The following is a 22,066-nucleotide window of genomic DNA, read 5'->3' as shown; positions in this document are numbered from 1 at the left end:
TTCATCCGGTTCGCCCGGCCGCCCGAAAGGGCTGGCGCCGGTCAGTCCTGCCGACCGCCTCGCCGCGACGTTCGCGTCCCGAAGGGCGGGTCTCGTCGTCGGTCGATCCGCGGATCGCGCCGATTGGGCACAGGACCTGCCGGCCGGCGGGTGTTCTGTACCCGGCCTTCTACGCCAGAACTCTGCCTAAAGCGACTCTTCTGACATGAGGATAGAGTGGCCCTGCTTGGTGGCGTTTTCAAGACATCCGTTTGGCGGCCTCTCCGGCCCGGATTCGCGTCGACGACGAGGGGTCCCTGGGACCATGCAGGAAGGTCCATGCCGGCGCCTGTGCCGAGGCCAGCATTGCCGCGTCTGCCTCGTCGATCCGCCACCTGGCGAATGTTTGCGCGGCGGGCGACCAGAGGGCCGACAGAGTGGCGCCCGGGCGGTCGATCACGGCGACCGGCATGCTCTCCATCAGCCCGCGCCAGTCCTGCCACCGGTGGAATCCGGCAAGATTGTCGGCGCCCATGATCCAGATGAACCGCAATTGCGGACGCTTTTGCGCCAGCAGGGCGAGCGAGCGGGCGCTGTAGCTGGTGCCGAGCCGCGCCTCGAGGGCGGTTACCCGCATGCGCGGATGGCGGGCAATGGCTGCGACGGCATCAAGCCGTTCACCCAGCGGGGCGAGCTGCGAATGATCCTTGAGCGGGTTGCCCGGGGTCACCAGCCACCAGAGCTGGTCGAGCCCGAGTCGCGACAGGGCGACATCGGCGACGAGCCGGTGTCCCGAATGCGGCGGATTGAACGACCCGCCGAACAGGCCGATGACATTGCCCGGTTCCGCATGCGGGATCGCCGTCCGCGGGTCGCCGCGCTGGCCGGTCGCGGTGGCGCGCATTCAGGGGCGCACCTGACCTGTACCGTGGACGCGGTATTTGAAGCTGGTCAGCTGCTCGACGCCGACGGGACCGCGTGCATGCATGCGTCCGGTCGCGATACCGATCTCGCCGCCCATGCCGAACTCGCCGCCATCGGCGAACTGGGTCGAGGCATTGTGGGTGAGAATGGCCGAATCCACCTCGGCGAAGAACCTTGCGGCGGCCTCCGCATCGTCGGTGATGATGCCGTCGGTATGATGCGAGCCGTAGGTCTCGATATGTCCGATCGCCGCGTCGAGGTCGTCGACCACGCGCACGGAAAGAATGCTGTCGAGATATTCCGTGCGCCAGTCTTCCTCGCTGGCCGGCACCGCCTCGGGGATGGCCGCGCAGACCTCGGCATCGCCGCGCAGTTCGCACCCGGCCGCGACCAGCGCCGTGCAGATCGGCGCCAGATGGGTGTCTTTCACCGCCCGGTCGACCAGAAGGGTCTCCATCGCGCCGCAGATGCCGGTGCGTCGCATCTTGGCATTGGCGGCGATTGCAACCGCCATGTCGAGATCGGCCTTGCGGTCGATGACGATGTGGCACAGGCCTTCCAGATGGGCGAAGACCGGCACCCGCGCCTCGTCCTGCACGCGGTCGACAAGGCTCTTGCCACCGCGCGGAACGATCACGTCGAGCGCGCCGCCGAGCCCTTTCAGCATTTCGCCGACGGCCGCCCGGTCGGTCACCGGCACGACCTGGATGGCGTCCTCGGGCAGTCCGGCTTCAGTGAGACCGGCGGCGAGCGCTGCGTGGATCGCCCTGTTGGAGCGGATTGTGTCGGAGCCGCCGCGCAGGATCACCGCATTGCCGGCCTTGAGGCACAGCGCACCTGCATCCGCGGTCACGTTGGGGCGGCTTTCGTAGATGACGCCGATGACGCCGAGCGGCGTGCGCACCCGCTCGATCCTCAGGCCGTTGGGCCGGTCCCATGCGGCGATCACCGTACCGATCGGGTCCTCGAGTGCCGCGACCGCCTCGATGCCGGCGGCGATCGCTTCGATGCGCTCTTCGCTCAAGGTGCCGCGGTCGAGATAGGCGGCGGTCTGGCCGTTCGCCGTCATCGCCGCAATGTCCTCGGCATTTGCAGCGAGAATTTCGGCCGCAGCCGCGCGCACCTTGCCGGCCATCGCGACCAGAGCGCGGTTCTTGGCACCTGCGTCGAGCGTGGCAAGCCTGCGCGCGGCCTTGCGCGCCCTCGCGCCCATATCCAGCATCAGCTCCGCGATGTCGTTGCTTCCGGTCGTTGCCCGTTCAAGCATCGTCCCGCACTCCCCTTGCTGTGCCGTGCTGCGCGGCCTGTCCTGTCTCGTCCATTTGCCCGCTTAGCACGAGATCGTCGCGATGCACCATCTCAGCCCGTCCGGCATATCCCAGGATGGCCTCGATCTCGCGGCTGTTGCGGCCCATGATCAGTTGCGCCTCAGGATGGTCGTAGGCGACGATGCCGCGGCCGATATCGCGTCCGTCCGGCCCGACGATGCGCACCGCATCGCCCCGGCTGAAGGTGCCGTCGACCTGGCGCACGCCGGCCGGCAGCAGGCTGCGACCGGCGACGACCGCCCGGATCGCGCCGGCATCGAGTGCCAGTGCCCCGCGTGGCTCCAGGTGTCCGCCGATCCAGGCCTTGCGGGCGCTTGCAGGGGTGGAGCGGGCAAGGAACCATGTCGCCCGTCCGCCGTCTTCCAGATAGGCCAGAGGATTGAGCCGCTTGCCGCTGGCGATCGCCATCGTCGTGCCGGCGGAGGTGGCGATCTTCGCCGCGTCGATCTTGGTGCGCATGCCGCCGCGCGAAAGTTCCGAGCCGGCGGCACCGGCCATCGCCTCGATCTCGGCAGTGATCGCCGGCACTTGCGGAAGGAACACCGCGTCCGGATTGGTCGCCGGCGGGGCGGTGTAGAGCCCGTCGACATCGGAGAGCAGCACCAGGCAATCGGCGCTCGCCATCGTCGCGACGCGGGCTGCCAGGCGGTCATTGTCGCCATAGCGGATCTCGGAGGTCGCCACCGTGTCGTTCTCGTTGACGATCGGCACGGCGCCGAGCTTCAGCAGCATGTTCAGCGTTTCGCGGGCATTGAGATAACGTCGCCGCTCCTCCGTGTCGCCGAGCGTCAGCAGCACCTGACCGGCGGTCAGCTGGCGCGCGCCGAGCGCTTCCGCATAGGCCTGCGCCAGCGCCACCTGGCCGACGGAGGCGGCTGCCTGCGCCTGTTCGAGTTTCAGGGGGCCGCGCGGCAGTTTCAGCACACCGCGCCCCAGCGCGATGGCGCCCGACGAAACGACGATCAGCTCGCAGCCGGAGCGGGCCAGCATGGCGAGATCGTCGGCGAGCGCGTCGAGCCAGTCGCGTTTCAGCCGGCCGTTCTCGACCAGAAGGGCCGAGCCGATCTTGACGACGACGCGGCGGTAGCCGGTGAGGCGGTTGCCAGAGGGGGGCGTGTGTTCGGGGGAGGTGCCTGTAAGGGAGGCAGCCGTGCCGTCCTTACCCGTTACGGCGGCCTCTTTGCTGGTGGACATGTGCGTCTGGGTCCGTGAGCTTCCTGCCCGAAGCGGGCGCGATGACGAAAGGGGCGGCATGGTGCCCGGGTCGCGTTCCCGGCAGCACCGTCACGGTCGCCATGGCTCGCTGGGAAGATGCGGCACCATGTTCGCCTCTTCCTCGCGGTCGCCGTCGATCGCCCTCTGGATCATGCGCAGCGTCCGCTCGACATTCTCGCCGCTGGCCGAGGACAGCAGCACCGGCTTCTGGCCGCTGGCTGCTTCCAGTTCAGCCGCGCGCGCTTCGCGCGTCTCCGGATCGAGCGCGTCGACCTTGGACAGCGCCACCACTTCGCGCTTCTCGTCGAGCCCGTTGCCATAGGCGGCAAGCTCGCCGCGTATCACCCGATAGGCCTCGCCCGGGTCTTCCTGGGTTCCGTCGACCAGATGCAGCAGCGTGCGGGTGCGTTCCACATGGCCGAGGAAACGGTCGCCGAGGCCGACCCCGTCATGGGCACCCTCGATCAGGCCGGGAATGTCGGCGATCACGAAGCCGCGCCCGTCGATCTCGACCACGCCGAGATTGGGATGCAGCGTGGTGAAGGGATAGTCGGCGATCTTCGGCCGCGCGGCCGATACGGCGGCGAGGAAGGTCGACTTGCCGGCATTGGGCAGGCCGACGAGACCGGCATCGGCGATCAGTTTCAGCCGCAGCCAGATCCACTTCTCTTCGCCTTGCAAGCCCGGATTGGCATGGCGCGGCGCCTGGTTGGTGGACGACTTGAAATGCGCATTGCCGAAGCCGCCATTGCCGCCCTTCATGAGCAGCAGGCGCTCGCCGACCGTCGTCATGTCGGCAAGCACCGTTTCGTTGTCGTCTTCCAGGATCTCGGTACCCACCGGCACGCGCAGCACCACGTCGTCGCCCTTGGCGCCGGTGCGGTTGCGGCCCATGCCGTGCATGCCCGTCTTCGCCTTGAAATGCTGGTGGAAACGGAAGTCGATCAGGGTGTTCAGGCCGTCGACGCATTCGACATAGACATCGCCGCCGCGTCCGCCGTCGCCGCCATCCGGCCCGCCGAACTCGATGTATTTCTCGCGGCGGAACGAAACCGCGCCGGCACCGCCGTCGCCGGAACGGACATAGATCTTGGCCTGGTCGAGAAACTTCATCTGTCTTGTCTTTCCGTTGGCCTGCCGGAATGCCGGTCAGGCCCCTGTCATGCCGATGTAAGACGGCGAAATGTGTCGCGGTCAAGCAGGCAGCGTCGTGCCGGCCGGCTCTCGTTGCAGGCAGCCGAGACACAGTCGGTTGCGCCGGCATCGGCGAAGCCGAGCTTCGCCAGAACCTTCAGCGAAGCCGTGTTTTCCGTCATGACGCTTGCCTCGACCGCGGACGTGGAATGGTTGTCGAACAACCAGCCGAGTGCCGCGGCCACCGCCTCGCTCATATAGCCCCGGCCCCAATAGGGACGGCCAAGCCAATAGCCGATCACTGGCGTTTCGTCCAATCCGCGAAGCGACAGCCCGCCGATCAGGCCGCTGCCGTCGTCGATGGCGAAATCGGCTCGCCCGGGATCGCCACCGATCCCGGCAAGCCACGCCTCGCCGTCCGACAGCGTATAGGGATGCGGCATCCGTTCCAGCATCCGTGCCACCTCGAAGTCGCCGGCAAGGAGCAGCAGCCGGTCGATGTCCCGGCCTGTCGGCGGCCGCAGCGTCAGTCTCGGGGTCTGAACGGTCAGGCTCATTGTGCTGCCTCCGCGAGTTGGCGCTCGTTCCGCTCCAGCCGCAGGACGACATTCTCCACCTCGCGGCCAAGAGCCCTCGACCGGCGCATCGTCCGCCCCGTCTCGCGAAAGCCGAGCCGCGCCAGCACCTTGCGCGAGGCGGCATTGTCGGCAAAGGCGCGCGCCGCGACGGCCTCGCAGCCATGTGCGGCAAACGCCCAGTCGAGTGCGGCGACGGCCGCCTCGCCGGCATAGCCGAACCCCTGGAAGGGCCGGCCGATCCAGTAGCCGAGCGTCGGGCAGTCCGGATGCTCGGCAAGGTCGCCGGGTGCCGTGATGCTGACAAGCCCGATCAGCACGCCGCCAAGTGTCACCGCGAAGGCCGCTTCGCCGCCCACCGGGTCCTGGTCCGTCGCCGCCGCGATGAAGCCTTCCGTCGCCCCGTCCTCGGGTGGCCAGGGCAGGCTTGTCATCCAGCGCAAGACCTCGAAGTCGTGGACGCACAGCGTGTCGATCGCATCCGCGTCCGCCGGGCGCAGCGGACGCAGGACGAGGCGCCGCGTGGCGAGATGGTCGCTCAGGCGCTGACGAGACATGACATCTGCCCCCAGCGCTTGAGGGCGCACCAGGTGCTGCGGTCGAGCGCGAAGCGGTCGACGGAAACCGGCCCGCCGGCGCCGCGCGAGACGATCATGCCCTGGTCGACGAACTGGAAGCCGCACTTCACCAGAACCCGGCGCGACGCCGGGTTGGTGACGCGGGCCGCTCCCGTCAGCCGCTCGATCCGCGTCGTGGAGAAGACATGGTCGATCATCGCCTGCGCCGCCTCGGTGGCGTATCCCTGACCCCAGAACGGTTCGCCGATCCAGTAGCCCAGATGCATCGGGCCGTCCTCGTCGAGCTGGCCGTAGCCGATCTCGCCGATGAAACGCCCGGTGGAGCGCATGCGGATCGCGAACTTGGCGCGGTTCACCGTGCGCGTCGCGGCTGCGGCGATCAGGTTGCGCCCGTCGGCGACGGTGAAGGGATGCGGCATCGAGGCGACCATGGTCGCGATGCGCCGGTTGTTGGCGAGGAAGACGATATCGGTGAGATCGTCCTGGCGCAGGGCATCGAGCCTGAGCCTTTCGCTGTCCTGTGGCCGGGCGGCCGCGCCCAGACTTTCCTCTTCCAGACTGTCTTCCAGATCCGCAACCATGGTGTCCTCCGGCGTTGCGACAAAGAAAAAGGGGAGATGGCGGCCCATCTCCCCTGATCTGTCGCGATCATGCCGGTTTTCTCAAACCGCCGGGTCGATGGGACGCCGGCGGTTGGAACCAAACACGTCGGCGTTACTCTGCTGCGTCTACGAGTGGCGTTACGGTAATAAACGTGCGTTTGTTGGCCTTGTTCTCGAAGGTCACCGTGCCCTCGACCATGGCGAAGATCGTGTGATCCTTGCCCATGCCAACACCCGTGCCCGGATGCCACTTCGTGCCGCGCTGGCGCGCGATGATATTGCCCGGAACGACTGCCTCGCCGCCGAACTTCTTGATGCCCAGACGTCGGCCCGCGGAATCGCGGCCGTTACGGGACGAGCCACCTGCCTTTTTATGTGCCATGACGAAACTCCTCGTCGAAACCTTAGCGTTAGCGTTGAACGGCGGCTTAGTTGCCGGCCAGCTCGCTCGCCTGCTGGACCCAGTTGTCGCGCTCGATACGGCCCTTGAAGGAAAGGGCGTCATCGACGCGGGCGATGTCTTCCGCGGTGAAGGCCGCGACCTGTGCGTAGGTCGTGATGCCCAGCGCGTTCAGCTTCTTCTCCAGCACGGGGCCGACGCCGGAGATCTTCTTCAGATCGTCGGCCGGTCCTTCCGGAGCGGTGAACAGCACCGGCAGCTCGCTCTCGGCGCCGGCGTCTTCAGCCTTCTCGGCCTTCGGCGCAGCAGCCTTCTTCTTCGGAGCGGCCTTGGCGCCACCCGTCAGGATATCGGTGATCTTGACGAGGGTGAAGCTCTGGCGGTGGCCGTTGCGACGGCGCGAGTTCTGCCGGCGGCGCTTCTTGAAAATGATGATCTTGCGGTTGCGGCCCTGGTCCACGACCTCGGCCACGACGCTGGCGCCGTCGACGACCGGGGAACCGATCGCGGTCGCGGTCTCGCCGCCGACCATCAGCACCTCGTCGAAGGTCACGGTCTCGCCCGGCTCGGCCGTCAGCTTCTCGATCTTGATCAGATCGTCCTGGGCGACGCGGTACTGCTTGCCGCCCGTCTTGATCACTGCGAACATGTCTCGCACGTCCTTCTTTTCGTTTTTGACACGACCCGGACCGGCGTGGCCCGGACGGCTTGCAGCCGCACCCTGTGGCGTCCCTTGCTGGCCGGCAACATGCCGGGGCGGGAACTTGAGTAAGCCGTCGGTGTCTCCTCATCGGGAACAACCGGTCCGGCCTGCCGAATTCGAAACCGTACGCGCGTCCTTGTCGGGACGGCTGTTGAGGGTTGCGGGGATCGGCGGAATGCCTCGGGCAACGGGGAGGGACACTTTCGGTCCCTTTGCGAAGCAGCGCGAATATACGGATCGGGAGGCCAAAGTCAACGCTTGCGCGTGCGGTTCCCGGCGCTTTTGTGCCGCTATCCGGGCAGCCTCCTTTGGCGGCGCGCGCCAGCCCGCCGGGACGGGGGCGCAGCGGCACCCGGCCCGCCCGTCACGCCGCCGCATGCACAACGCTCGGCAGGCATTGAAAAAACGGCGAGGAAAATCGCAATCCGCCCCTTGTGCGGCGCGCCGCACTTCGATATGTACCGTCGCACTTTGAGACCACGACATCTCGTCAATGCGGAGAGGTGCCGGAGTGGTTGAACGGGGCGGTCTCGAAAACCGTTGAGCGCGCAAGCGTTCCGAGGGTTCGAATCCCTCTCTCTCCGCCATTCTCTGACTTTGCGCTGTCGCCCTTCGGGCTTCGCTCCGGTCGGAGCCTCGCATGAGCTCGGACGGCTTTTTGCCTCGCGAGCCCTGCGGGTTCGAACTGTCTCCCCCAAATCTCCACCGGCCGCCGCATGCAATGGCTTTGTGCTGCCCGTCGCTGTCTGGCAAGAATGGCCGTTGTTTCCGTTCGGTGTTGCCGGCGCCCGCAGCCGAACAGACATACGCAGTCGATGCGAGAGAGGGCGGCCGCAAGGACTTTTCAGACATTGAGTTTTCAGGCGTCAGAGATATATTCGTGAAATGGAAGCGGCTCTGAGGAAACTTATTTTTCTGGTATCGCTGGGACTGTCTGCCATCTTCTGGTTTGCTTGTTATTCGTTCTATTTTAAATGGCTTGATTGTTTTGATGAACTGGGCGTGTGCTTCGACAGCGATGCTGGGGTGGTGTATTCGGAGCAGTCAAGACTGATCTGGCTGCCCTTGGCTGTACTGACGTCTTGTTTCTCGCTCTATCAGCTATGGCGATTGAGACGCTAGTTGAAGCTTCGGTATCCGGCCGAACCGTCGCCGCGTCGGGTGTGAAAGTCCGCTTCGGGAGTTTTGCTTGCCGTGAGACGCGACGCCATCGGGCCGGTTCGGTCATCTTGCGGGACCATGGCCCGGGTGTCGTCCTCGTTTTCGCCGGCTTCGGCCCGCCGGTTTCCGGGTCTTCGACAGATTGCAAAGCGTGCATGCCTGGCAGGGAGGCGAGGGCGTCGCCCTGCGCGCCCTTGAGTGCCCTCGGTGCGTGGCCGCCAGAGAACATGAAGACCGCTGCTTCAGCCGGTCTTCATGGGATTGTTTCGCCGGTCGAGAGCCGTCACGCTGAAGGATCCGGGAACCGGGCGCGGGTCCGGTTCGCGAAGGCGACCAGCGACAGCATCACCGGCACCTCCACCAGGACGCCCACCACCGTCGCCAGCGCGGCGCCGGAGTTCAGTCCGAACAGGCTGATGGCAACGGCCACGGCGAGTTCGAAGAAGTTCGAGGTGCCGATCATGGCGCAGGGCGCCGCGATCCTGTGCGGCACGCGCAGAATGTAGGCCGCGCCATAGGCCAACGCGAAGATGCCATAGGACTGAACGAGGATCGGCACCGCGATCAGCGCGATCAGGAAGGGTCGCTGCAGGATCACCTCGCCCTGCAGGCCGAACAGGATCGCCACCGTGGCGATCAGCCCGACAACCGACCACGGCTTGACCTGGGCGGTGAAGGCTTCGATCCGGTCGGGCCTGCGCAGCGCGCGGCGGGTCGCCAGACCCGCCAGCAGCGGCAGGACGACATAGAGAATGGTGGCAAGTACCAGCGTTTCCCAGGGGACCGAGATGTCGGTGACACCCAGAAGCAGGGCCACGATCGGGGCGAAGGCAACCACCATGACCAGGTCATTCACCGACACCTGAACCAGCGTGTAGGTCGCATCGCCGCGCGTGAGTTGCGACCAGACGAAGACCATGGCGGTGCAGGGCGCGGCTCCCAGCAGGATCAGCCCGGCGATGTATTGCGCGGCATCCTCGGGGGCGATGAATGGCGCGAAAACGTGCTCGAAGAACAGGACGGCGAGAAACGCCATGGTGAACGGCTTGATCAGCCAGTTCACCGCCAGCGTGACGATCAGGCCCTTGGGTTGCCGGGCGACACCGGCCACCGCGCCGAAATCGACGCTGACCATCATCGGGTAGACCATCGCCCAGATCAGAACCGCGACGACAAGGTTGATCGAGGCGACCTCGGCGCTGGCGATTGCGGACACCAGCCCCGGTGCGACCGAGCCGATCCCGATCCCGGCGATCATGGCAAGGGCGACCCACACGGTCAGATACCGCTCGAACGCGCCCATTGCCCCTTCGTCTGCACTCGTCGTATCGGTCATTCTCGAAAGTCCTCTTCCCGGGTCCTGGCGGATGCGCCAGGGAGGCGCTGTTTTTGCCCAATATCTGCCACCGCCCGGGAGGGCCGTTCGCACGCTCCGCAGCCGGCAAGACAAGAGTCAATTCGGTGATCGCCGAATTATGGTCGGAGCTAATTCACCGCGCGGGGACTTGTCAAGCTTCGATAATTCGGGCATCGACGAAACATGGATCAGGAAACCGCCATCGAGGCCTTCGCGGCACTCGCCCAGCCCTCGCGGATCGCAGTGTTTCGGCTGTTGATACGGGTCGGCCCGGACGGGCTCCCGGCTCTCGAGATATCTCGGCGCCTCGGCATCGTGCCCTCGACCCTGTCCGGGCACCTGGGCATCCTGAAGCGCGCCGGCATCCTGACCGCGACCCGGCACCAGCGCGAAATCCACTATGCGGCGAACCTGACGGCGATCAGCGATCTGGTCCGTTTCCTTCTGGCCGATTGCTGCGAGGGGCGCATCGAGAACTGCTCCGAGGTTCTCTGCCTGCTCGGTCCGGGCGGGTAGCACGTCCTGCCGGGACATACCGCGCGGCGGCGGATGGTCTCCGCCGTGACGCCGCGCGGGAAGGGGGCCCGGAACCCGTGATCAGCCGGCTTTGGGGAGGGCAGGCCTCACGGCAGCGGCCGACCGGCTTTCCGGGGACCGTAAAGGGAAGCAATGACGGGGCTTCCGCTTCGTTGCCGCCGGGATGGCTGTTCCCCTTTGGCCGGTGCCATGATCATGCCGCCCGGCAACCGCAGCCGGAGGCGCCGCCGCGCTTGGCCGCCGTGTCGAGTGCGCAGCAGTCGCTCTCGGTGCTGGATGCGCCGCCGCAGCAGCTCTGGCCGTCGCCTCCACCGGAACAGACACCGGTCTCGGGAAGCACAAGGCGCACGTCGTTCGCAGCGACCAGATCGCCCGCAAGCGCGGCGATGATCGAGCGCGCCTGTTCGTAGCCGGTTGCCATCAGGAAGGTCGGAGCCGTTCCGTAGCTTTTCGCGCCGACTGCGTAGTAGCCCTTCTCGGGATGGCCAAGAACGGCATGGCCGTGCGGAGGCACCGTCCCGCAGGAATGGATGCGCGGGTCGATCATCGGGGCGAGCCGGCGCGGGGCGATGATCAGCGGATCGAGATCGAGCGAGAGCCCGCGTGTGATCGAAAGATCGGGCCGCTGTCCGGTGGCGGCGACGATCGCATCGAAGGGGCCGATCTCGCGACCATCCCTGGCTGTGACGAGGGTGCCGGAACGGGTCGTGCTGACGATGTCGACGCGAACGCCCATGTGCAGCGTGACGCGCCCGGAATCCACCAGATCACGAACCGAAGCGCCGAGCGCCCCGCGCGCCGGAAGCTGATCCGCCGCGCCGCCGCCGAAGAGGCGCACGGGCGAGCCGCCGCGCACGGCCCAGGTGATTTCCGTGCCGGGTGCCTCGTCGGCGAGCCGGGCGAGGTCCATGAGAACATTGGCGGCAGAGTGGCCCGCGCCGACCACCAGCACGCGCCGTCCCGCATGGGTGGCGCGATCCCTGCCCAGCACGTCCGGCACGCCGTAGTGGACGGGAGCGCCGTCCTCTCCGGCGACGGGACCATCGTCTCCAAGAAAATTCGGCGTCCGCCAGGTTCCCGATGCGTCGAGAACCGCACCTGCCGAAACCGTCCCGATACCGCCCGCATGGCGAACCGTGAGGCGGAACGGTGCATCCGACCCGTCCGGCCGCTCGATCGCGAGAACTTCCGTGCGGGTTTCGATTGCCGGACCGAAGCTCTTGGCCAGCGGCTCGATCCAGCGATCCGCAAATTCCAGCCCGGTGGGAAAGTCGTCGAGCCGGGGGGCGGCCCAACCTTGCGTCCCGAGCCGGCGCAGGGCCGCGCCGTCGATGAGATGCCGCCAGGGTGTGAAGAGCCGGACATGGCCCCAGTCGCGGACATTCGCCCCCGGCGTCGGTCCGGCTTCCAGGACGCGGAAGGGCATGTCCCTTTCGGCAGCCCAGGCGGCGGCTGCAAGTCCGACCGGTCCGGCGCCGACGATTGCCAGGGGAGCGTCGCTGCCGACAGCGGGAAGATCCAGATGCTCACTCATGCGCGTCTCCAATTCGTAATATTACGAATAAAAGGTGGTGAAAAAGGGCGCTCAGGGCGCCCCGTTCTCTTTTCGTGTTTTTACGAATAGATCTGTCGCAAGCCGGCGTCAAGTCTGCCGGTCAGAGTTTCTCGATCATCGAGCGAAGGGCGGAGAGCCGCTCGGTTTCCACGCAATAGCAGCTGTGGGCCCCGTCATCCCATTGCCGAACCAGACCGGCGGCGCGCAACTGTGCCAGATGCTGTGCGACGGTGGAGGGGGCCAGCGGAACCAGGTCGGCGAGCGTGCCGAACACGCATGTGTCGGCGGCAAGCAGGCGGCGAAGGATGGCGATCCGTGCAGGGTGCGCGAGGGCCTTGCAGAGCGCGGCAAGGTCCCTGTCGTCGACGGCAAGGGGCGTCGGGGCCGTTGACGGGTTGCAATCGCAACGCGTCTGGCCGCAGCAGGATGTCATCGGGCTTTCAGTCGCGGTCATCCGTTTCTCCTGTTGTTCGAGCTTCGCCCTGCACCCAGTCGCGGAACGCCCGAAGTCGCGGGTTCGCGGCACTCTCGGGCGGATAAACGATCCAGTAACGCAAGGCGCCAGCCTCGACATCGGCCGCGTTCAGCGGTCGTACCAGCCGCCCGGCGGCGAGGTCGTCGCTGACGAGGGCATGACTGGCGAGGGCTATCCCGTGCCCAGCGATTGCCGCCTCGATGGCGAGTGTGAGCTGCGTGAACCGGGCTCCGCCAGATGGAACGGGGCCGAGACCGGCAGCGCTCAGCCAGTCCGCCCATCGCGGCAGCTTGGCGATCATGCCGTCCCTGTGGACATGCAGCAGCGGATGGGCGAGGAGATCGGCGGCGCATGGCGAGGGGCCGAGCCGTGCCGCGAGGGCCGGTGCGCAAACCGGGAAGATCGGATCTTCGAACAGCGCGATTGCACGCAACCGCGGATCGGGCTGGGCACCGAACCGCAAACCGATATCCACCCGGTCGGCGCCGAAATTCGAAACGCGCTCGGTCGCGTCGATGACGAGCTCGATGTCAGGGTGCCGCTCCATGAAACGGCCAAGGCGTTGAGCGAGCCAGCGTTGCGCGAGGGACGGGGCGACGCTGACCGAAAGCACTCCACCCGTCCCGGTCACACGCATCCGTTCCACCCCGTCCTGCAGACGGGCGAAGCCCTCCGTGAGCAGCGGCAGGGCCGCGGCTCCCTCCGGCGTCAGGGCCACGGCGCGCGTCAGGCGGCGAAAGAGCCGGACGCCGAGTTGCGTCTCGAGCAGGCGGATCTGGCGAGAGACCGCGGCGGGCGTCACGTTCAGTTCCTCCGCGGCCTCCGCGAAGCTGAGCCGTCTTGCGGCGGCCTCGAAGAAACGAAGGGCATTCAAGGGAAGCGTGCTCATTCCGGCTCGCACAAGGTTTTGTTGTTCGTAAGATAACGAACAGTCGTTTGTGAAGTCCAGCGCAAACAGGTCAGGTCGGGCAATGACACACACCACGCGGAGAATGCAATGTGGTCCCTTGAGCTTGGCGTCCCGCCTGAAATTGTCCGGTCCGGAGCCATCGAGCGTGCGCATCTGCTTCGTGCCCTGGCCTTCAAAAGGGTGCTCGCCGCGATCCTGAAGCCCGTTGCCGTGATGATCGGCGGGAAAACCCGGCGTCGCGGTGCCTTGCCCGGCCGGGCGCCTGCCGCCGCCCACCCGGACGGCGCCTTCGATCCGAAATCCGAGAGCGTTGCGGCCATCGGCTCGGCTGCCGATGCTCAACGGGAACGGTCGCCGCCGCCCGTTGCGGCATCGGTCAGGCTGGCCCTTCCTGCGGTCGAGATGCCTCCGGGTTCGTGAGGTGCCGACGCCTGAGAACAGGTCCGAGAAAACAGCCAGCCCGAAAAGATGAGAATGGAGGGCAAGTTAAGGAAGCTGAAGGGATTTTTCGCAATGGTCCGGCACAGCTGTTCAAGGATGCCATCATGCGTTTCTTCGTCTGCCTTTTCACCGAGCACGATCTCCGTCTTGTCGCGCTGGCGGCAGCGATATGCGTGCTGGGCTCGTGGATCACCATGCGTCTTTTGCTGCGCACGCAGGCGGCCGAGCGGGAAGCAAGACCTTTCTGGGTCTTCCTTGGCGCGGTTGCGGCCGGGTCGACGATCTGGTGCACCCATTTCGTTGCAATGCTGGCCTATCGGCCCGGTGTCCCGGTCTCCTACGATCCGATGCTGACAGGCCTGTCGCTGATGGTGGCGGTTGTTTCCGCTGCGGCGAGCCTGGCGGTTGCTTCCGGCCGGTGGCGTTTTGCCAGCGAGACGGGCGGCGCCCTGTTCGGCCTCGGCGTCGCGGCGATGCATTACACCGGAATGGCTGCCTTCAGCATTGACGGCGTCATCCTCTGGGACACGGTCTATGTTACCGTCTCGGTCGTGCTGTCGCTGGTTCTTGCAGGCGCCGCCTTCGTCGCCGCGACCCGCTTCGGCAGTCTCCAGACACGCGAAATACTCGGCGCAGCCACGCTTACCGCCTCGATCGTCGCCCTTCACTTCACCGGCATGGCGGCGGTCGGCATCCTGCCCGCGACCCCCGAGCCGGGAGCCCTGACCAGCGACGATGCCTATGGCGCCCTGGCGGTCGCGGTGGCGGGCGTCGGTCTGCTGGTGCTCGGCACAGGCCTTGCCAGCCACTTGCTGGACCGGCAGGCGTCGCTGCGCTCGAAGGCGCGCGCCAAGCAGATACTGGAAAGCTCCGTCGACGGCATTGTCATCGAGACAGCCGGACGGATCGTCGATTGCAACGAAGCCTTCGCGCTGCTGTTCGGCGAGGAGCGTGAAAGCATCATCGGCCGGGCCTTTGCGGATCTGGTGCCCCGCGGGCCGTCATCGGTCGACCAGTTGGTGCGGGCGACGCTCTTCACCTCCGCCGGGACTGATGTGCCGGTCGAGGTCGCCGCCCGCGACGACCGGGATGACAAGACCGAGCTTGGCACCCGCTACTATTCTGTGCGGGATCTGCGCCAGCGGCTCGCGCAGGAAGAGAAGATCACCTATCTCGCCAGCTTCGACAATCTGACTGGCCTGCCCAATCGCTCTTCCTTCCTCGAGCATCTCGACAGCCTGATCGAGACGCGTCCGGCCAGTGCCGGGATCGCGCTGTTCGCGATCGACCTCGATCGCTTCAAGGAGGTGAATGACGTGCATGGCCATGCGGCGGGCGATCACGTCCTGCGCGTCCTGGCCGAGAGAATGCGCGCCGCCGTCGGCAAGGACGCGTTCGTCGCGCGGCTGGGTGGCGACGAGTTTGTCGCCGCCGCCGTGGTCACCGACCGTGAGCAGGCCCTGTGCCTTGCCTCGCGGCTGGAACGCGAGCTGTTCGCCACTGTTGCCTATGAGCATGCCGACCTGACTTGTGGCGCGTCCATCGGCATTTCGCTCTATCCCGACGACGCGGCGAGCCCGGCGATGCTGATGAACAACGCCGATCTTGCCATGTACCGGGCCAAGGGATCGCACGCGGAGGTGATCTGCTTCTACGAGGAGGAGATGGACGAGCGCGTTCGCGAGCGGCGGGCGATGGCGTTGCAGTTGCGCACGGCGCTGAACGAGAAACAGTTCTTCCTGGTGTTCCAGCCGCAGATCTCGATCTACACCGGCGAGGTGATCGGCTACGAAGCCCTGCTGCGCTGGCGGCACCCCGGTCGCGGCGTGGTCCCGCCGATGCAGTTCATTCCCGTGGCCGAGGATACAGGTCTCATCCTGCCGATCGGGGAATGGGTCCTGCGCGCCGCCTGTCTGGAGGCGGCGTCCTGGACGCAGCCCTACAAGATTGCGGTCAACATGTCCGCGCTGCAGCTCGGCAACACCGAACTGCCCGACACCATCCATGAAATTCTGCTTGAAAGCGGTCTGCCGCCGCGCCGGCTCGAGATCGAGATCACCGAAACGTCGCTGATCCACGACACGGAGCGAACGCTTCATATTCTCAGGCGGATCAAGGCGTTGGGCGTGTCGATTGCCATGGACGACTTTGGCACCGGCTATTCGTCTCTCTCGACGCTTCGAGCCTTTCCGTTCGACAAGATCAAACTCGACAAGTCGTTCATGGACGATCTCGACAAGGGACCTCAGGCCTGCGCGATGATCCGGGCTGTTCTGGCGCTGGGCGACAGCCTGCACATTCCCGTCCTTGCCGAAGGCGTCGAGACGCGGGCACAACTGGCGTTTCTCGAGCAGGAAGGCTGTTCGGAAGCTCAAGGTTATCTGGTCGGCCGCCCCGCCGAGAGCACCGTGCCTGCCGTGGAAGGCCTCGTGGAGGTCACGTCGCCACTGAAGTCGGCCGGGTGAACAGCAAAACAGTGCCTAGCGCTGCGTCGCGGCGACCATCGCCCCGACCCCGACAAAGGCGCTGCCGGTGATCCGGTTGAAGACCCGGCCCCAGCGCTCCAGCCAGGGCGCGAGCCTTCCGGCTGCCCCGGCCAGCATCACTTCATAGGCGAATTCGATGGCCCCGTAGGTGCCGGCGAAAATGACGAACTGCAACCACAGGGACTGGCCCGGCTGCATGAACTGCGGCAGGAAAGTTGCAAAGAAAATCAGCGCTTTGGGATTGGAAACGGCGACCAGGAGGCCTTGCGCGAAGGCGCGGCGCCGGGAAATCGGACGGGCGGCCGCCATGGCACCTTCGACGGTGGCAGCGGAAAAGCCCGGTGCCCGCCAGAGCCGGATGCCGAGCCAGACGAGATAGGCCGCACCTGCCCATTTGACCAGTGTGAAAAGCAGCTCCGAAGCCTGCATGACGGCGCCGAGGCCCGCGAGCGAGGCGCCGATCAAAAGGCTCATTCCGGCGACCGCGCCGAGCGCGGTGTAGGTGCTGCGGGAAAGTCCGTAGCGAACGCCGTGATCGAGGCAAAGCAGGCCGTTCGGCCCCGGCGTGAGGGACAGGGCAAGGGCTGCGAGGACAAAGACGAACCACAGTTCAGCGCTCATGTTTCTCTCCCGGAGCGGGCCGCATGGTGTTTCAGGAGCCGGCCCGACCGGTGGACACGCTAACGCGGTCCTTGGCGGACAGGAAGCGGTTTTGAAGCCCGTCCGAGGGGGAACGCGGCCAAACGCGTGAGCGAATGAACCGTGTGCCGGGAGTGCCGGCAAAGCCGGAACTTGGACAGGTTCGGACAATTTCTGCGCCGGATTTTCGAGAAATTGATTCATTTTTTTTCGAAATTGCACGGCGCGAGGCGTCATGCCGGATGTGCCTCCCGGCGGTCTCCCGGCGCTCTGGCGGAGGTCGCCGCCGGAGCTATCCTCGGGGCCACGAAATCTTGTCCCCGGGTCGGCGACTGCGGGGTTTCCCGACTTGTCCCCGCCGGAGCGGCCTGCGCTATTGTGGCGGGTACGAAAGACTGGCCAGACGGAAGCGGCGGGGAGCTCGGAAGGGGGTGGAATGACCGAAATGCGTGCCGGAGGACCGACGGAGGTCGAGGCAGACCATCTTCGGGGAACGGGACATCTTTCGGGTCAGCGCTTCAAGCTGAGGGTGTGGATCACCTCGCGACTATGGGCGCAGGTCATGGTTGGCATGGCACTCGGTTTCGGCCTCGGCCTGATGCTCGGCGAAAGCGCCGGACTGGTGCCGCCCGACAGGGCGGAGGCGATCGGCCTGTGGCTGGCGCTGCCGGGCCGCATCTTCCTGGCGTTGATCGCCATGGTGCTGGTGCCGCTGATCTTCTCCTCGATCGTCGGCGGGCTCGCCGGCGCGGGCAGCGGCGGCACGCTGCGGCGGGTCGGACTGCGACTGGCCGGCTTCATCCTGGCGACCACGACGGCGGCGGCCCTGGCCGGCGTCGCGCTGGCGCAATGGCTGCAGCCGGGCGCCGGTCTCGCCGGTTTCCGCCCGGCCGAGCCCGTGCACCATGGGCCCCTCGGGGACGGTGCGGACGTGGCGGTGCAGGCGGCCGAGGCGCCGTCCGCCACGACGCTGCCCGACCTGATCGTCAACATCCTGCCACAGAACCCGACCGCCTCGATCGTCCAGGGCGACATGCTGGCGGTGGTGGTCCTGGCGCTGCTGGTCGGCATCTCGGTCACCCAGGTCGACCGGGCGCGGGCGGAGCCTTTCCTGCAACTGATGGAGGCGCTGCTGTCGATCTCCATGAACATCGTCAAATGGGCGATGTTCCTCGCCCCTTTTGCCGTGTTCGGGCTGATGGCGCAGCTGGTGATCCGGGTCGGTCCCGATACGCTGGTCGGCATCTCCGGCTATGTCGGGGTGGTGCTGGCCGGTCTCGCCTTGCTGCTTGTGCTCTATCTGGCGGTTGCGGGGCTGGCCGGCGGGATTGCGCCGTGGCGCTTCCTGGAGGCGGCTGGCGGCAACCTGCTGCTGGCCTTCTCGACCTCCAGTTCCTCGGCGGTGATGCCCGTGACAATCCAGACGGCGCGTCGCCTTGGCGTGCCGGAAGAAATTGCCAGTCTCGTGGTGCCGCTGGGCGCGACGATGAACATGGCCGGCACGGCGCTTTACCAGGCGGTGGCGATCCTGTTCATGGCGCAACTGGCCGGCGTGGAACTGACCGGCGCTCAGGTCGCGGTGGTGACGACGACGCTGGTCGCCTCTTCCATCGGCGCGCCGGGCACGCCCGGCGTCAGCATCGCCATCCTGCTCAGCGTCGCCGCCAGCGCCGGCATTCCCGCCGACGGGATGGTGATCATCCTGGGTGTCGACCGGCTGCTCGACATGTGCCGCACCGTGGTCAATGTCAGCGGCGACCTTGCCGCTGCGGTGTGGCTGCGCGACCTCGGCGAGGGGGCGCCGGTCACGGCCGATCCTGCATCGCCATAGATCGCTGCCGACGCCCGAGCCCCGTCTTTCTGTGCATGCCTCCGCCGGGGAGCGCCGACTACTCCGCCGGCGCCTTCGGTGCCGCTGCGTCTTCGTCGATACGCGGCTTCAGCTTGCCGTCGACCGGGATCCGGACGAACAGACGCATGACGAAGACGTAGAAGACCGGCACGAAGAAGATCGCGAGCACGGTGCCCGAGATCATGCCGCCGAGCACGCCGGTGCCGATGGCGTTCTGGCTGCCGGCACTGGCGCCGGTGGCCACCGCCAGCGGCGTCACGCCGAGGGTGAAGGCGAGTGACGTCATCAGAATCGGCCGGAAGCGCAGATGCGCCGCCTCGACCGTTGCCTCGAACATCGTGCGCCCTTCCGCCATCAGGTCCTTGGCGAACTCGATGATGAGGATCGCGTTCTTGGCGGACAGTCCGACGATGGCGATCAGGCCGACGGTGAAGTAGACGTCGTTGGGCATGCCGCGCCAGGTCACCGCGATCACCGAACCGATGACGCCGAGCGGCACCACCAGCATCACGGCGAAGGGGATCGACCAGCTTTCATAAAGCGCGGCGAGCAGCAGGAAGACGAACAGGATGCTCAGACCGATCAGGAACGGCGCCTGTGAACCGGACTGGATCTCCTGCAGCGACTGGCCGGTCCACTCGTAGCCGAAACCGGCGGGGAGAGAGGCGGCGATGCGCTCCATTTCGGCGATCGCCTCGCCGGAGGAATAGCCGGGGGCGGCCTGACCGGAGATGCGGATCGAGGGATAGCCGTTGTAGCCGACGATCTGCGAGGGACCCTTGACCCAGCTGACGGTGGCGAAGGCCGACAAGGGCACCATGCCGCCATTGGCGTTGCGCACCGTCAGTTTCAGCAGGTCGTCGGTCTGCATCCGGGCGTTCTCGCCGGCCTGCACGGTGACCCGTTGCATGCGCCCGGAATTGGGGAAGTCGTTGACATAGCTCGAGCCCAGATGCGCCGAGATGGTGGCGTTGATGTCGGCGAAGGCGACGCCGAACGCATTGGCCTTCTCGCGGTCGATCTCCAGATTGACCTGCGCCGCGTCGGGCAGGCCGTCGATGCGCAGGCCGGCGATGACCGGGCTCTGGCCGGCCGCACCCATCAGCTGGTCGCGGGCGGCGCCAAGCGCCTCTGTGCCTCGTCCGCCGCGGTCCTGCAGGCGGAAGGAGAAGCCGTTCGAGGTGCCCAGGCCCTGGATCGCCGGCGGCGACAGGGCAAAGGAAATGGCGTCCTTCAGCCCGAACAGCTGGCCGTTGCCGCGTCCGGCGATGGCGGCGGCCGAATCCTGCGGTCCGCGTTCGGACCAGTCCTTCAGCGTGACGAAGGCAAGGCCGGCATTCTGGCCGGTGCCGGAGAAGGAGAAGCCGAGGATGCCGACGATGCGCGAGACGGCGCTTTCCTTGCCGAAGATCTCCTCGACATGCTGGATCACCTCCAGCGTCCGGTTGGCGCTGGCTTCCGGCGGGGCCTGGATGTTGACGAGCAGGAAGCCCTGGTCCTCGTTCGGAAGGAAGGAGGAGGGCAGCCGGGTGAACGCCCAGCCGAGCCCGACGAGCAGGGCGAGATAGATGATCATCATCCGTCCTGCGCGGCGCGACAGCCAGCCGACGGTGGAACTGTAGCCCTTCGTCGTGCGGTTGAAGCCGCGATTGAACCAGCCGAAGAAGCCCTTCTTCTCGTGATGCCCCTTCGGGATCGGCTTCAGCATGCTGGCGCAGAGCGCCGGCGTGAAGGACAGTGCAAGAAAGCCGGAGAACAGGATCGACACGACCATGGTCAGGCTGAACTGCTGGTAGATGATGCCGACGGCGCCGGGGAAGAAGGCCATCGGAATGAAGACGGCGGTCAGGACGAGCGTGATGCCGATGATGGCGCCGGAAATCTGCGACATCGCCTTGCGGGTGGCGGCGCGGGGCGACAGGCCTTCCTCGGCCATGATGCGCTCGACATTCTCGACCACCACGATGGCGTCATCGACGAGAATGCCGATGGCGAGCACCATGGCGAACATGGTCAGAACGTTGATCGAGAAGCCGGCGGCGAGCATCACCGCGCAGGTGCCGAGCAGCGCGACAGGCACGACCAGCGTGGGAATGACCGTGTAACGGAAACTCTGCAGGAACAGGAACATCACCACGAAGACGAGGCCGACGGCCTCGAGCAGCGTGTGGATGACCTTTTCGATCGAGGCCTCGACGAAGGGGGAGGTGTCGTAGGGGATTTCGTAGGCGATGCCTTCGGGGAAGAACCGGCCCAGTTCCTCCATCTTCGCGCGCACGGCCTCCGACGTTGCCAGCGCGTTGCCGGTGGAGGACAGCTGCACGCCGATGGCCGCGCTCGGCTGGCCGTTCAGGCGGGTGGAGAAATTGTAGCTCTCGCCGCCGATCTCGACACGGGCGACGTCGGAAAGTCGCACGGTCGAGCCGTCCGGATTGGCGCGCAGCACGACGGAGCCGAACTCCTCGGCCGAGGTCAGCTGGCCCTTGACCAGAACGGTCGCGGAAATCTGCTGGGTGACCGGATTGGGCTGGGCGCCGATGCGTCCGGCCGCGACCTGCGCGTTCTGCGCCTGGATCGCGGCGATCACGTCGCTGGCCGTCAGGTTGAGACCGAGCATCTTGTCCGGGTCCATCCAGACGCGCATCGAGCGCTGGGTGGCGAACATCTGGGCGCTGCCGACGCCGTCGATGCGGCGGATCTCGCCGAGCACGTTCCGGCTCAGGTAGTCGCCGAGATCGACCACGTCGAGCGACCCGTCGGTGGAAGTGACGGAGACGACCATGAGGAAGCCGGCGCCGGCCTGCTCGATGCGGATGCCCTGCTGGGTGACGGTGCGCGGCAGGCGCGGCTCGACACGGCGGATCGAGTTCTGCACGTCGACGGCGGCCTGCGATATCTCGGTGCCGGGCGCGAAGGTCGCGGTGATCGCGATCCGTCCCGAGCTTTCCGAGGTCGACTCGAAATAGATCAGCCCGTCGACGCCGTTGAGCTCCTCCTCGATCGGCCGGGTGACGCTCAGATAGGCGTCCTCGGGCGAGACGCCCGGATAGTTGGTCTGCACGGAAATCTGCGGCGGGGCGACGGTCGGGTACTGGGCAACCGGCATGAAGGGGATCGCGATCACGCCGGCGAGCGTGATGAAGATGGCGATGACCCAGGCAAAGACCGGCCGGTCGATGAAAAAGGACGGCATGCGATCATATCCTGCTGGACCG

18 protein-coding genes and 1 tRNA gene are annotated in these 22,066 nt (G+C 66.5%); 4 read left to right on the top strand and 15 right to left on the bottom strand.

Features of this window, described 5'->3' with window-relative positions; translation table 11 throughout:
* Positions 1-238: 238 nt before the first annotated feature.
* The 9 genes from ACN0T5_RS07395 to ACN0T5_RS07355 form a co-directional block, all read right to left on the bottom strand.
* Positions 239-883 (bottom strand): nicotinate-nucleotide adenylyltransferase, encoded by a 645-nt coding sequence (locus ACN0T5_RS07395; RefSeq protein WP_417767983.1) that lies wholly within the window; start codon positions 881-883, stop codon positions 239-241.
* Positions 884-2,170: a glutamate-5-semialdehyde dehydrogenase gene (locus ACN0T5_RS07390; RefSeq protein ID WP_417767982.1), complete on the bottom strand. Its 1,287-nt coding sequence runs from the start codon at positions 2,168-2,170 to the stop codon at positions 884-886. It abuts the gene before it with no gap.
* Complete coding sequence (gene proB, locus ACN0T5_RS07385) at positions 2,163-3,425, bottom strand: glutamate 5-kinase (protein WP_417767981.1); 1,263 nt, start codon at positions 3,423-3,425, stop codon at positions 2,163-2,165. Before proB ends, ACN0T5_RS07390 begins: the two co-directional genes overlap by 8 nt.
* Positions 3,426-3,515: 90 nt before the next feature.
* Positions 3,516-4,559 carry a GTPase ObgE gene (obgE, locus tag ACN0T5_RS07380; protein WP_417767980.1) on the bottom strand — a complete coding sequence of 348 codons (1,044 nt, stop codon included), beginning with the start codon at positions 4,557-4,559 and terminating at the stop codon, positions 3,516-3,518.
* 47 nt (positions 4,560-4,606) lie between these two features.
* Entirely contained in the window at positions 4,607-5,137 is a 531-nt protein-coding gene (locus tag ACN0T5_RS07375) for a GNAT family N-acetyltransferase (protein ID WP_417767979.1), read from the bottom strand.
* Complete coding sequence (locus ACN0T5_RS07370; RefSeq protein ID WP_417767978.1) at positions 5,134-5,712, bottom strand: GNAT family N-acetyltransferase; 579 nt, start codon at positions 5,710-5,712, stop codon at positions 5,134-5,136. The genes ACN0T5_RS07375 and ACN0T5_RS07370 overlap by 4 nt, the downstream gene beginning before the upstream one ends.
* Positions 5,694-6,314: a GNAT family N-acetyltransferase gene (locus ACN0T5_RS07365; RefSeq protein ID WP_417767977.1), complete on the bottom strand. Its 621-nt coding sequence runs from the start codon at positions 6,312-6,314 to the stop codon at positions 5,694-5,696. The genes ACN0T5_RS07370 and ACN0T5_RS07365 overlap by 19 nt, the downstream gene beginning before the upstream one ends.
* Before the next feature lie 133 nt (positions 6,315-6,447).
* Complete coding sequence (gene rpmA / locus ACN0T5_RS07360) at positions 6,448-6,717, bottom strand: 50S ribosomal protein L27 (protein WP_306029127.1); 270 nt, start codon at positions 6,715-6,717, stop codon at positions 6,448-6,450.
* 46 nt (positions 6,718-6,763) lie between these two features.
* Entirely contained in the window at positions 6,764-7,384 is a 621-nt protein-coding gene (locus tag ACN0T5_RS07355; RefSeq protein WP_417767976.1) for a 50S ribosomal protein L21, read from the bottom strand.
* A 551-nt stretch (positions 7,385-7,935) separates the two neighbouring features.
* On the opposite strand from ACN0T5_RS07355, the gene ACN0T5_RS07350 reads away from it, so the two are divergent.
* Positions 7,936-8,025, top strand: a tRNA-Ser gene (locus tag ACN0T5_RS07350).
* Positions 8,026-8,882: 857 nt separating this feature from the next.
* Here the strand turns inward: ACN0T5_RS07350 and arsB are convergent.
* Positions 8,883-9,935 (bottom strand): ACR3 family arsenite efflux transporter, encoded by a 1,053-nt coding sequence (arsB, locus tag ACN0T5_RS07345; protein ID WP_417767975.1) that lies wholly within the window; start codon positions 9,933-9,935, stop codon positions 8,883-8,885.
* Positions 9,936-10,139: 204 nt separating this feature from the next.
* Here arsB and ACN0T5_RS07340 point away from each other — a divergent pair, with 204 nt between their 5' ends.
* Entirely contained in the window at positions 10,140-10,472 is a 333-nt protein-coding gene (locus ACN0T5_RS07340) for an ArsR/SmtB family transcription factor (protein ID WP_417767974.1), read from the top strand.
* A 214-nt stretch (positions 10,473-10,686) separates the two neighbouring features.
* Here the strand turns inward: ACN0T5_RS07340 and ACN0T5_RS07335 are convergent, their stop codons facing one another.
* The 3 genes from ACN0T5_RS07335 to ACN0T5_RS07325 form a co-directional block, all read right to left on the bottom strand.
* Entirely contained in the window at positions 10,687-12,027 is a 1,341-nt protein-coding gene (locus ACN0T5_RS07335) for an NAD(P)-binding domain-containing protein (protein ID WP_417767973.1), read from the bottom strand.
* A 121-nt stretch (positions 12,028-12,148) separates the two neighbouring features.
* Positions 12,149-12,502 carry an ArsR/SmtB family transcription factor gene (locus tag ACN0T5_RS07330; protein WP_417767972.1) on the bottom strand — a complete coding sequence of 118 codons (354 nt, stop codon included), beginning with the start codon at positions 12,500-12,502 and terminating at the stop codon, positions 12,149-12,151.
* Positions 12,489-13,775: a LysR substrate-binding domain-containing protein gene (locus tag ACN0T5_RS07325; protein ID WP_417767971.1), complete on the bottom strand. Its 1,287-nt coding sequence runs from the start codon at positions 13,773-13,775 to the stop codon at positions 12,489-12,491. Before ACN0T5_RS07325 ends, ACN0T5_RS07330 begins: the two co-directional genes overlap by 14 nt.
* Positions 13,776-13,978: 203 nt before the next feature.
* Between ACN0T5_RS07325 and ACN0T5_RS07320 the strand changes: the two genes are divergently transcribed.
* The gene (locus tag ACN0T5_RS07320; RefSeq protein WP_417767970.1) at positions 13,979-16,339 is read left to right on the top strand and encodes an EAL domain-containing protein; all 2,361 of its coding nucleotides are present in this window, start codon (positions 13,979-13,981) and stop codon (positions 16,337-16,339) included.
* Positions 16,340-16,354: 15 nt separating this feature from the next.
* Here the strand turns inward: ACN0T5_RS07320 and ACN0T5_RS07315 are convergent, their stop codons facing one another.
* On the bottom strand, positions 16,355-16,981 hold the full coding sequence (locus tag ACN0T5_RS07315) for a LysE family translocator (RefSeq protein ID WP_417767969.1): 627 nt from the start codon (positions 16,979-16,981) through the stop codon (positions 16,355-16,357).
* A 454-nt stretch (positions 16,982-17,435) separates the two neighbouring features.
* On the opposite strand from ACN0T5_RS07315, the gene ACN0T5_RS07310 reads away from it, so the two are divergent.
* Positions 17,436-18,830, top strand: a complete 1,395-nt coding sequence (locus tag ACN0T5_RS07310; RefSeq protein ID WP_417767968.1) for a dicarboxylate/amino acid:cation symporter — start codon at positions 17,436-17,438, stop codon at positions 18,828-18,830.
* Between the two features lie 58 nt (positions 18,831-18,888).
* Here the strand turns inward: ACN0T5_RS07310 and ACN0T5_RS07305 are convergent, their stop codons facing one another.
* Positions 18,889-22,044 (bottom strand): multidrug efflux RND transporter permease subunit, encoded by a 3,156-nt coding sequence (locus tag ACN0T5_RS07305; RefSeq protein WP_417767967.1) that lies wholly within the window; start codon positions 22,042-22,044, stop codon positions 18,889-18,891.
* Positions 22,045-22,066: the final 22 nt, after the last annotated feature.

Source organism: Stappia sp. (assembly GCF_048261845.1).
In the GTDB taxonomy this organism is placed as follows: Bacteria; Pseudomonadota; Alphaproteobacteria; order Rhizobiales; family Stappiaceae; genus Stappia.
The sequence above is the reverse complement of the archived record's forward strand: the minus strand, read 5'-3'. Positions and strand labels throughout refer to the sequence as shown.

Bases quoted from the DNA above. Each gene is read 5' to 3' on its own strand.
- ACN0T5_RS07330 (WP_417767972.1), bottom strand. From the start codon at position 12,502: ATGACCGCGACTGAAAGCCCGATGACATCCTGCTGCGGCCAGACGCGT.
- ACN0T5_RS07315 (WP_417767969.1), bottom strand. From the start codon at position 16,981: ATGAGCGCTGAACTGTGGTTCGTCTTTGTCCTCGCAGCCCTTGCCCTG.
- ACN0T5_RS07320 (WP_417767970.1), top strand. From the start codon at position 13,979: ATGCGTTTCTTCGTCTGCCTTTTCACCGAGCACGATCTCCGTCTTGTC.
- ACN0T5_RS07310 (WP_417767968.1), top strand. From the start codon at position 17,436: ATGACCGAAATGCGTGCCGGAGGACCGACGGAGGTCGAGGCAGACCAT.
- ACN0T5_RS07340 (WP_417767974.1), top strand. From the start codon at position 10,140: ATGGATCAGGAAACCGCCATCGAGGCCTTCGCGGCACTCGCCCAGCCC.
- ACN0T5_RS07375 (WP_417767979.1), bottom strand. From the start codon at position 5,137: ATGAGCCTGACCGTTCAGACCCCGAGACTGACGCTGCGGCCGCCGACA.
- ACN0T5_RS07395 (WP_417767983.1), bottom strand. From the start codon at position 883: ATGCGCGCCACCGCGACCGGCCAGCGCGGCGACCCGCGGACGGCGATC.
- proB (WP_417767981.1), bottom strand. From the start codon at position 3,425: ATGTCCACCAGCAAAGAGGCCGCCGTAACGGGTAAGGACGGCACGGCT.
- ACN0T5_RS07335 (WP_417767973.1), bottom strand. From the start codon at position 12,027: ATGAGTGAGCATCTGGATCTTCCCGCTGTCGGCAGCGACGCTCCCCTG.
- rpmA (WP_306029127.1), bottom strand. From the start codon at position 6,717: ATGGCACATAAAAAGGCAGGTGGCTCGTCCCGTAACGGCCGCGATTCC.
- ACN0T5_RS07305 (WP_417767967.1), bottom strand. From the start codon at position 22,044: ATGCCGTCCTTTTTCATCGACCGGCCGGTCTTTGCCTGGGTCATCGCC.
- arsB (WP_417767975.1), bottom strand. From the start codon at position 9,935: ATGACCGATACGACGAGTGCAGACGAAGGGGCAATGGGCGCGTTCGAG.
- ACN0T5_RS07355 (WP_417767976.1), bottom strand. From the start codon at position 7,384: ATGTTCGCAGTGATCAAGACGGGCGGCAAGCAGTACCGCGTCGCCCAG.
- obgE (WP_417767980.1), bottom strand. From the start codon at position 4,559: ATGAAGTTTCTCGACCAGGCCAAGATCTATGTCCGTTCCGGCGACGGC.
- ACN0T5_RS07390 (WP_417767982.1), bottom strand. From the start codon at position 2,170: ATGCTTGAACGGGCAACGACCGGAAGCAACGACATCGCGGAGCTGATG.
- ACN0T5_RS07365 (WP_417767977.1), bottom strand. From the start codon at position 6,314: ATGGTTGCGGATCTGGAAGACAGTCTGGAAGAGGAAAGTCTGGGCGCG.
- ACN0T5_RS07370 (WP_417767978.1), bottom strand. From the start codon at position 5,712: ATGTCTCGTCAGCGCCTGAGCGACCATCTCGCCACGCGGCGCCTCGTC.